This is a genomic window from Mesorhizobium sp. LNHC229A00 (assembly GCF_000502415.1).
In the GTDB taxonomy this organism is placed as follows: Bacteria; Pseudomonadota; Alphaproteobacteria; order Rhizobiales; family Rhizobiaceae; genus Mesorhizobium.
The window spans coordinates 45,695-54,851 of sequence record NZ_AYWQ01000022.1; the positions used below are offsets into that span (position 1 = coordinate 45,695).

Sequence of the window (9,157 nt, forward strand, 5' to 3'; positions counted from 1 at the left end):
CTGGACTGGGGCAGGGCGGTCCGACCGACCGCTTGCCTGCCCTGGCGCGGGCCTGTCGTTTCGGGCGGACCGCTCGTCACCCCAGCAGGTCCTCGATTCGGATCGGAAAGCGCCGTGGGCGCACGCCGGTCGCGTGCCAGACCGCATTGGCGACGGCGCCGGCAGTCCCGGTTATGCCGATTTCGCCAACGCCCTTGATGCCGAGGGCGTTCACGTAAGGGTCGTCCTCGTGAACCAGCAGCGCCTCGACCGAGGGCACGTCGGCATTCACCGGGACATGATAGTCCGCCAGGTTGGCATTCTGGATGCGGCCGGAACGCCGGTCGGTGACGGCTTCCTCGTGCAGCGCGAAGGAAACGCCCCAGATCATCCCGCCATAGTACTGGCTGCGCACCAGCCGCGGATTGATGACCCGTCCGGCGGCGAATGCGCCGACCAGCCGAGTGACGCGGATCTGGCCGAGATCCGGGTCGACCTTCACCTCGGCGAAGACGGCCCCATGCGCATGCTTGGCGTAAGTCTCCTGGGAGGCCGGATCCGGAGCGCCTTTGCCCCGGCCCTCGATTTCGGTCAGGCCCGCGCGGACGAGGATCTCGGCATAGCTTTCGCCGCGGCTTTCGTCGTCGCGCCGATAAAGGCGTCCGCCGCGTGCAACAACGCCTTCGTTGCCGGCTCCGAACAGCGGCGAGGCTTCGTCGCCGGTGGCGAGATCGGCAAGGTTGGCGATGACGGCCGCACCCGCATTGTGGATGGCCATGCCGGCCGTCGCCGTGTGACCCGACCCGCCGGCGATTCCCGCATTGGGCAGGTCGGAACTGCCAGCCCTGAAATCGACCTGGTCGATGTCGAGCCCCAGCCCGTCTGCTGCAATCTGGGCAAAAGCCGTCCAGGCGCCTTGGCCCATGTCCTGAGCGCCGGTCTCCATCAAGCCACTGCCGTCGGCCCTCAGCACCGCGCGTGCCTCGGCCTGGAACATGAGTGCCGGGAACGTCGCCGTGCCCATGCCCCAGCCGGTGAGGAAACCGTCGGCGTCGCGCATCCGCCGCGGCTGCAGCGGGCGGCTCGCCCAGCCGAACGCCTCGGCGGCCTGTTCGTAACATTCGCGCAGCGCCTTGGAGGAGAACGGCTTGCCGGTCATCGGTTCGACCTCGGCATAGTTCCTGAGCCGGAATTCCAGCGGGTCCATGCCGCAGGCATGGGCCGCCTCGTCGATGGCGCTCTCAAGCGCGATCGATCCGGTGGCCTCGCCCGGGGCCCGCATGAACAGCGGCGTGCCGGTGTCGAGCCGCACGGCATCGTGCGAGGTGGCGATGGCCGGACTGGCATAGAGCGTGTGCGAGGCGTCCGCCGCCGGTTCGAAGAAATCGTCGAACGTGCTCGACGTGGTCCTGGCGTGATGGGAGATCGCGGTCAGCAGCCCTTCGCCATCCATGCCCATGCGCAATGTCTGGCGGGTCGGGGCGCGGTGACCGACCGGGCCGTACATCTGCTCGCGCCGGAGCACCAGCTTGACCGGGCGGCCGACGAGACGCGCCGCCAGGATGCCGAGCACTTGCGGTCCGGAAATCATGCCCTTGGAGCCGAAGCCGCCGCCCAGGAAGGGGCTGCGGATATGGACGTTTTGCGGCGCAATGCCGAACAGGCCGGCGATGCGGCCCTGCGCCATGGCCAGGCCTTGGCTCGGCGTGTCGATCGACAGCCGGTCGCCATCCCAGGCAGCGACGATCGCGTGGGGCTCCATGGCGTTGTGGTACTGGGCCGGCGTCTCGTAGGTCGCCTCGATCCGCGTCCTTGCCGATTTGAGGCCGGCCTCGACATCGCCCTTCTCCTGCACCGCCGGGTTGCCGACGCCAACGCCGCGCGGCACGAAGCTTTTGGCGCCGTCCAGACCNTCGGCGTGTCGATCGACAGCCGGTCGCCATCCCAGGCAGCGACGATCGCGTGGGGCTCCATGGCGTTGTGGTATTGGGCCGGCGTCTCGTAGGTCGCCTCGATCCGCGTCCTTGCCGATTTGAGGCCGGCCTCGACATCGCCCTTCTCCTGCACCGCCGGGTTGCCGACGCCAACGCCGCGCGGTACGAAGCTTTTGGCGCCGTCCAGACCAACGCGCGCCGGCAACTCCTCATAGCGCGGCGACAACAGCGCCGCGCCTTCGGTCGCCGCTTCCAGCGTCTGCCCGATCACCACGGCAATGCTCTGGTTGGGGTAGCGAACCCCATCATTCTGCAGCAGGTCGAGCCGAAACATGAAGGGATGGTCCTTGGCATCCGGATCGACGGCGAGCGCCGGCCGGTTCAGAGGCGTCATCACCTCGACCACGCCCGCATGCGCCTTGGCCGCCTCGACATCCAGCGAGACAACCCGGCCGCGCGCGATGCTGGAGACGGCAAGCACGGCATAGAGCATGCCGGGCGGATTGTTGTCGGCGGCAAAGCGCGCGGTCCCGGTGACTTTTAAAAATCCGTCGCGACGGGTCAGCGGCTGGCCGATGCTGGAGCCTTGGCGCGTATGGGCAGGCTGTTGGTTCAGGCCGAGTTCAAGCGTCATGACGCACTCCGGGAAGGGAGGAAAAAGGGGAAGCAGGCAAAGCGGGCATCAGAGCGGGCGTGCCTGCCTGCGCGGACATCAGCGCCCTGACGACAATGCGGCGGGCAAGCTCGATCTTGAACGCATTGTCGCCGGAGGGGCTGGCGTCGGCCAGAGCCGCATCCGCGGCCCGAACGAAGCTCGCTTCGTCGGCATCGGCGCCGAGCAGCACCGCTTCCGCCGAGCGCACCCGCCATGGCTTGGCCGCGACACCGCCGAGCGCCAGCCTCGCGGCGCGGATCTTGCCGTCGGCGACCGTCAGGGCAGCGGCAGCCGAAACGACGGCGAAGGCATAGGAGGTGCGTTCGCGCAGTTTCAGGTAGCGGGCGTGGGCGGCGAAGGACGCTGCTTCCGCCGGCAGGCGCACCGCAACGACCAGGTCGCCCGGCTGCAGCACGGTTTCGCGCTGCGGCGTGTCGCCCGGAAGCCGGTGGAATTCCTCCAAGGTGACGTGGCGCCGGCCTCCCTTGCCCTCGATCTCGACGACGGCGTCCAACGCCACCAGCGGCACGCAGAAATCGGAGGGATGGGTGGCGATGCAGGCATCGCTCCAGCCAAGCACCGCATGCAGGCGGTTCTCGCCGCCAAGTGCCGAGCAGCCGGAACCGGGTTCGCGCCTGTTGCAGGCGCTGGCGGTGTCGTAGAAGTAACTGCACCGCGTACGCTGCAGCAGATTGCCGCCGACGGTGGCGGCATTGCGAAGCTGCGCCGAGGCGCCCGAAAGCAGCGCTTCGGCCACCGCCGGATAGGCCTTGGCGAAGGCCGGATCATGTGCGAGATCGGCATTGCGGACCAGCGCGCCGATGCGCAGGCCGCCATCATCCAGCATTTCGATGCGATTGAGTTCCGGCAGGCGGGTGATGTCGACGATCCGTTCGGGGCTGGTGATGCCGCCCTTCATCAGATCGAGCAGATTGGTGCCGCCGGCGAGATAAGCCGAACCCGGTTCGGCCGCCGCCGCTATGGCGTCGGAGACGGTGGCGGGCCTGATGAAATCGAAGTCTCTCATGCCGCGGTCCTCCTGCGTGCCTCGGTGGTGGCGGTGTCGGCCATGTTTTTCTGGGCTTCCAGGACCGCCTCGACGATGCCGCCATAGGCCGCGCAGCGGCAGATGTTGCCGCTCAGCCCCTCGCGGATGCGCTCGGGATCGTCGCCAGCCTGTCCTTCGGCGATCAAGCCGAGCGTGCTCATGATCTGGCCGGGCGTGCAGAAACCGCATTGGAAGCCGTCATGGGCGATGAAGGCGGCCTGCACAGGGTGCAGTTCTTCACCGTGAGCGATGCCTTCGATGGTCAGCACCTCGGCGCCGTCATGGCTGACCGCCAACGCCAGGCAGGAGTTTATGCGCTTGCCGTCGACCAATACCGTGCAGGCGCCACACTGGCCGCGGTCGCAGCCCTTCTTTGTGCCGGTGAGTTCAAGCCGCTCGCGCAGCAAGTCAAGCAAGGTTACGCGTGGGTCGACCTCCAGTTCGTGTCGATGTCCGTTGACGGTAAGCGAGATGGGAAGGCTGGTCATGGGCGTCTGGCTCCAGTTGCTTGACGCTGAGGGGAAGAATTGGGGTAGGGGCGGCGAAGGGCAAGGTCAGGCTGCGGCCAATCTCCCGCGGGTTGGAAAAGTGGCGGGTTGCGGCTTCGAAAGGCGTGACATACCGGTTCCCCTGATTATATGATAAACGTGCTCCACTGAAACGGAGGCGCCTCCGTTTATCTACTTGGGGGCTAGCCAGGCGTGGTTCAAGCCCCCATATCCTTGGTGGAGAAAAAAATTGGCTTTTGAGCCCGTCACAACTGCTGACCAAAAACCCGCCGCCGCCAAGTCGCTGCGTGCGGATGCACGGCGCAATCGCGACCGGCTGGTCGAGGTGGCGGCTGCGGTCTTTGCCGAGCGCGGCATCGACGCCTCGCTGGAGGAGATCGCGCGGCGCGCCGGTGTCGGCATCGGCACGCTCTACCGGCATTTTCCGACACGCGAGCATCTGGTCGAGGTGGTCTACCGCCGCGAAGCCGAGGGGTTGTGCGCGGCGGCCGGCGAGCTCGCGGCAAGACATCCCTCCGATGTGGCGCTGGAAGAATGGATGCGCCGCTTCGTCGACTACATCGCTACCAAGCGCGGCCTTGCGACCAGCCTGCGCATCCTGTTCACCACCAATTCGACGCTGTTTTCGGATACGTCGGGACGGGTGTCGCAAGCGCTGCGGCAACTGGTCGAGGCGGCGGTGGCCGACGGCACCATCCGCGGCGATGTCGATGCCTCCGACGTGCTGCATGCACTCGGCGGCATCTACTCGGCACCAGATACGCCCGAGTGGCGCGACCGTTCGCGCCGCCTGGTCAAGCTCCTGATGGACGGGTTGCGGTTCGGGGCGACGAAGGCTGGATGAGAGGGCGAACGCCGCTTGCCCTCCGGCATGAGGTGAGTGATGACAAACGATAAGATCAGTCGGTCCGCCGTCGATCCGCCGCCAGACTCCCTGCCGTCGCCGGCTGCTCGAATCGACGAACCGCGTCCGGAAACTCCTTGAAGATCAACGATCGCAGCCAGCGATGCACGGGATCGGCATCCATGCGGGGGTGCCATGCCTGGGTGATGGTGAAGCCTGGGATTGCCACCGGCGGATCAAACATCTGGGTACGGCCTGTCGCACCCAGATGGTACGAACGCGGCACCAGTCCGACAAGATCGGATGCGGCCGCGACTGCGACAACCGCCGGATAGCTAGGCACCACCAGATCGACCGTTCGCGAAAGGCCGAGTTCGGCGAGCGCTTCATCGACCGGTTCAATGAAATGGCCTCGCCGGGATGAGACCACGTGCCGGCACGCGGCGTAACGTTCAGCCGTTATTTCGGTCTCCAGAAGCGGATGCCCCGCTCTCGCCACGCCGACAAAACGGTCGTCGAACAACGCCTGACCGCGCAATTCGGCGCCATCACCCGAAAGCACGCCAATATCGAGGTCGATCGTGGCTTCTCTCAACAGTTCGATGCGCTTGTCCGGCCGGGGCGCGAAGCGCAGCCTTATGCCGGGCGCGGCACTGGTGACAAGGGCATGGAGACGCGCGGCGTAGAGCAGCACGAAGGCTTCATTGGCCCGGATGGTAAAATCGCGCCGCACCTGGCTGATATCGATCTCCGGCGATGGGCTGAGGACGGACCGGACCGCCGACGTCAGCGTGTGCACCTGTTCGGCGATCGCTTCGCCATGAGGCGTCGCCACCATGGCGCGTCCCGCCGAAACCAGGATGGGATCACCTAGCGCCAGCCGCAACCTCGAGAGTGTGCGGCTCATCGCGGACGTGCTGAGGCCAAGCTTCTTGGCGGCGCCCGAGACGCTGCGCTCCCGAAGCAAGGCGTCAAGCGCCACCAGAAGGTTCAGGTCGAGATTGAGCATGAGAGAGCTTAGCGGGGTGAGGCGTTTGACGCAACGGTCAGTTTACTCCGTTGCGTCTGGTGCAATTATCGGGTGAGCGGTATCGATGCGGCGACAACCAACGAAGCGGAGCCTCCGATGTCCATAGCCGCAACGATCAATCCCGCCCATGACGGCCTGCCGTCGCCACGCCGCTACCTGGCCATTGGCGTTCTGCTGATGACGCTGGTCCTCGTTGTGCTGGACGGCGCCATCGCCAATGTCGCGCTGCCATCCATCGCGGCGTCGCTCAATGCCAGTGCCAGCAGCACCGTATGGGTGGTGTCGAGTTACCAGCTTGCGGTGCTTGTGGCCCTTTTGCCTTGCGGCGCGCTGGGCGAGATCCACGGCCCCCGGCGTGTCTTTCTTCTGGGTGTCGCGCTGTTCACGGTGGCTTCGGCGTGCTGTGCCTTCGCCGGCAGCCTGCCTGTTCTTCTGGCTGCCCGGTCCATCCAGGGGCTGGGGGCGGGCGCCATCATGGCGACCGGGCCGATGAACCTGCGCGTTTCGGTGCCCCAGCGGCTGCTTGGAACCGTCATCGGCTTCAACGCGATGACGATTGCGATTTCCGCGGCCGCCGGCCCTGGCGTCGCCGGCGCGATCCTCTCCGTATCCAGCTGGCCGTGGCTGTTCGCCGTCAACATCCCGATCGGCATCATCGTCCTGTTGTCCGGCGGCTTGCTTGCGCATCTGGATGGCGTGAAGCGTCACCTCAACGTTGCGGCATTGCTGGCCAACACGCTGATGTTCATCCTGTTCTTCACGGGGGCCGATCGCATCGCCGGTGCGCCGGTCAGCGGGTCGATCCTGATCGGCTGTTCCGTCCTGTGCCTCGTCATCTTGTTGTCTCTCGAACGCAGGAGTGCCGCACCGATCGTGCCGACCGACCTCCTGGCCGATCCAGCCTTCCGGGTGGCCGTCATCGCTTCGATCTCGTGCTTCACCGGGCAGATGCTCAGCTACGTCGCGCTGCCATTCTACCTGCAGCACACCTTGCATATGAGCCCGGTCCAGGCGGGTCTCTACATGATGCCATGGCCCATCGCGACAATCATCATAGCGCCGATTTCGGGGCGGCTGGCCGATCGTTTCAAGACGGCGTGGCTGTGCGCCGCCGGCGGCGGGTTGCTGGCGATCGGCCTTTTGATCGCGGGCCTGACACCGCCCGGTCCAAGGGCGATTGCCTTCCTGGTCGGAACCGTCGTCGCGGGCACGGGTTTTGGTCTCTTCCAGACGCCGAACAACCGCATCCTGCTTCTCTCCGCACCCAAGGCGCGCAGCGGTGCGGCGGGAGCCATGCAGGGCACGGCACGGCTGCTGGGACAAACGTTTGGCGCCATTTCGATGTCGATCATTTTCGCGACCCTACCGGTGACAGGCGCACCCAGCCTCGCGCTGGTCCTGGCCGGCATCTGCGCGGCCATCGCCTGCCTGGTCAGCCTGAGCCGCGCCCGCTACGAGACGGTGGGATAAGACATCCCCGGCGTGGCCGAACTGGCGACCGCCGCCACCAGCCATGCGGCGGCGAAGCGCGAAGCCCGCCAGCATGCGGGTGCGCAAACCAACGAGATGATATCCTGGACTACACTGGTGCCGCCTAGCGGCGGGAGATCACCCTTAGCCAGGGCGCCAGGTGGAAAGCGCTCATCAGCAGATACATGGCCGGCATGCCGGTCAGGATCGAGCCGGTCAGCGGCGAGTCGCCCATGCACAGCATGGTCCCGTCGCCGCCCTGAAGACGGGAAAGCAGCGCCATCGCCGCAAAGGTCGGCGCCGCGGCAAGGCATAGCCAGTCGGCGATGCCACGGGGGGCGACATTTTCGGGGGTCACCATGCCGATGCCGGAATGGATATCGCTCATGATCTTATTCCCTTCATGGTTGCCGCCCGTTAGGGCCTGGGGTCCTCGGCCCTGCCGGAGGCGGGAGAGGAACCCAGGCTGGACAGGTTTGCGCCAGCTTACTGGTTGCCCTTGTCGCGGAACGCGGCCTCGCCGGCAGCTGACACTTCGGCCCATTTCTTGTCGGCCCCGGCATCGTAATTGTCGTGCCAGTTCCACCAGCTGTAGAGTGGCGTCTGCGGATAACCTTCGGGCGAGTCTTCCCACACCTCCTGGCGGCCGAGCGGCGTGACGTCGAGATAGCTCCAGACGGTGCCCAACGCCTCGTCGCCGCGGTTGTTGATGAAATAGGTGCGGAAGATACGGTTCCCGTCATGGATGAACACGTTGTGGCCGTGCCATTCGTCAACGCCGAAGTCTTTGTCGAAGCTGTCGGTGATGGTGTACCAGGGCATCTCCCATCCCATCCGCTGCTTCAGCCGCGCAATGTCTTCCTGCGGGGCGCGAGAGGCGTAGGCGAGCGTGGTGTCGCGGGCGTTGAGATGGGCGAGGTGGCCGACCTGGTCGGCGCCGAGCGAGCAGCCGCGGCAGGCGTGATCGGGCCAGCCATAGACGCCGGGCTCGAAGAAGGCGCGGTAGACGATGAGCTGGCGGCGGCCTTCGAACAGGTCCAGAAGGCTCACCTTGCCGTCGGGGCCCTCAAAGACATAGGCCTTATCCACTTCCGTCCACGGCATGCGCCGGCGTTCGGCCGACAGTGCGTCCCTGGCGCGCATCGTCGCCTTCTCCTTCACCAGCATCTTTTCGTGCGCGGCGTTCCAATCCTGCTGTGAAACGATCGGGGGAGTCTTCATGGTCATTGGTCTTCTCCTTTGCCAGTCGTGGCGTCTTTGCGGTGTGGTGTTGCCTGGGCATGTCGGGGAGCCGCAGGCGCGGCGAAATCCGAGAGATCCGGCCCGGCGCAGCAGGGGTGGCGTGCGGCGTGCTTGGCCGTATCATTGGCCGCGTCGAGGTCGAGGTCGGTGGAGGCAGGCATTTTCTGATTCTCCCTTGCTGCCGTCATTGCCGGCACGTCTTGCTGGTTGACGGTACTGACGTAAGTTAGGGCCGCGCGACGCCAAGGTGGGAGTTACAAGTGTGACGGGATTTGAATGGACTCGCTGATCACCGCCGCAGCGCTGGCGCTGGCGACCGGCGATCCGCTCGGCGCGCTCGACCGCGTCGCCCTGCGCGAGGATGCGCCGGCGCTGGCGCTGCGCGGCATTGCCATGGCGCAGCTCGGCGACTTCGATCGCGCCAAGCTCTTGTTGCGGCGGGCCGC

Annotated in this window: 8 protein-coding genes and 2 pseudogenes; 3 read left to right on the forward strand and 7 right to left on the reverse strand. The window is 66.2% G+C overall.

What is annotated here, in order from left to right; genetic code table 11:
- Positions 1-76: 76 nt before the first annotated feature.
- The 4 genes and pseudogenes from X742_RS143220 to X742_RS143210 form a co-directional block, all read right to left on the reverse strand.
- Entirely contained in the window at positions 77-1,927 is a 1,851-nt protein-coding gene (locus X742_RS143220) for a molybdopterin cofactor-binding domain-containing protein (RefSeq protein ID WP_245275629.1), read from the reverse strand.
- A pseudogene (locus X742_RS1000000173175) lies at positions 1,894-2,547 on the reverse strand (molybdopterin cofactor-binding domain-containing protein); the annotation flags it as partial. The pseudogene X742_RS1000000173175 and the gene X742_RS143220, both read right to left, overlap by 34 nt.
- Positions 2,537-3,595: a xanthine dehydrogenase family protein subunit M gene (locus X742_RS143215; RefSeq protein WP_023774855.1), complete on the reverse strand. Its 1,059-nt coding sequence runs from the start codon at positions 3,593-3,595 to the stop codon at positions 2,537-2,539. The gene X742_RS143215 and the pseudogene X742_RS1000000173175, both read right to left, overlap by 11 nt.
- On the reverse strand, positions 3,592-4,104 hold the full coding sequence (locus X742_RS143210) for a (2Fe-2S)-binding protein (protein ID WP_023774856.1): 513 nt from the start codon (positions 4,102-4,104) through the stop codon (positions 3,592-3,594). Before X742_RS143210 ends, X742_RS143215 begins: the two co-directional genes overlap by 4 nt.
- 250 nt (positions 4,105-4,354) lie before the next feature.
- Between X742_RS143210 and X742_RS143205 the strand changes: the two genes are divergently transcribed.
- Positions 4,355-4,969 (forward strand): TetR/AcrR family transcriptional regulator, encoded by a 615-nt coding sequence (locus X742_RS143205; RefSeq protein WP_023774858.1) that lies wholly within the window; start codon positions 4,355-4,357, stop codon positions 4,967-4,969.
- 55 nt (positions 4,970-5,024) lie between these two features.
- Here the strand turns inward: X742_RS143205 and X742_RS143200 are convergent, their stop codons facing one another.
- Complete coding sequence (locus tag X742_RS143200; RefSeq protein WP_023774859.1) at positions 5,025-5,978, reverse strand: LysR family transcriptional regulator; 954 nt, start codon at positions 5,976-5,978, stop codon at positions 5,025-5,027.
- A gap of 117 nt (positions 5,979-6,095) precedes the next feature.
- Between X742_RS143200 and X742_RS143195 the strand changes: the two genes are divergently transcribed.
- Positions 6,096-7,469, forward strand: coding sequence for an MFS transporter (locus X742_RS143195; protein ID WP_031248521.1), 1,374 nt, complete (start codon positions 6,096-6,098; stop codon positions 7,467-7,469).
- A 124-nt stretch (positions 7,470-7,593) separates the two neighbouring features.
- On the opposite strand, the gene X742_RS143190 is transcribed toward X742_RS143195, so the two are convergent.
- Positions 7,594-7,857, reverse strand: a complete 264-nt coding sequence (locus X742_RS143190; protein ID WP_023774861.1) for a hypothetical protein — start codon at positions 7,855-7,857, stop codon at positions 7,594-7,596.
- Between the two features lie 98 nt (positions 7,858-7,955).
- A complete protein-coding gene (locus X742_RS143185; protein WP_023774862.1) occupies positions 7,956-8,696 on the reverse strand; it encodes a thioredoxin family protein in 741 nt (246 codons plus the stop codon).
- 291 nt (positions 8,697-8,987) lie between these two features.
- Between X742_RS143185 and X742_RS1000000176105 the strand changes: the two are divergent.
- A pseudogene (locus X742_RS1000000176105) lies at positions 8,988-9,157 on the forward strand (helix-turn-helix domain-containing protein); the annotation flags it as partial.

Coding starts and splice junctions, on each gene's coding strand:
- X742_RS143210 (WP_023774856.1), bottom strand. CDS start 4,104: ATGACCAGCCTTCCCATCTCGCTTACCGTCAACGGACATCGACACGAA.
- X742_RS143185 (WP_023774862.1), bottom strand. CDS start 8,696: ATGACCATGAAGACTCCCCCGATCGTTTCACAGCAGGATTGGAACGCC.
- X742_RS143200 (WP_023774859.1), bottom strand. CDS start 5,978: ATGCTCAATCTCGACCTGAACCTTCTGGTGGCGCTTGACGCCTTGCTT.
- X742_RS143215 (WP_023774855.1), bottom strand. CDS start 3,595: ATGAGAGACTTCGATTTCATCAGGCCCGCCACCGTCTCCGACGCCATA.
- X742_RS143195 (WP_031248521.1), top strand. CDS start 6,096: ATGTCCATAGCCGCAACGATCAATCCCGCCCATGACGGCCTGCCGTCG.
- X742_RS143190 (WP_023774861.1), bottom strand. CDS start 7,857: ATGAGCGATATCCATTCCGGCATCGGCATGGTGACCCCCGAAAATGTC.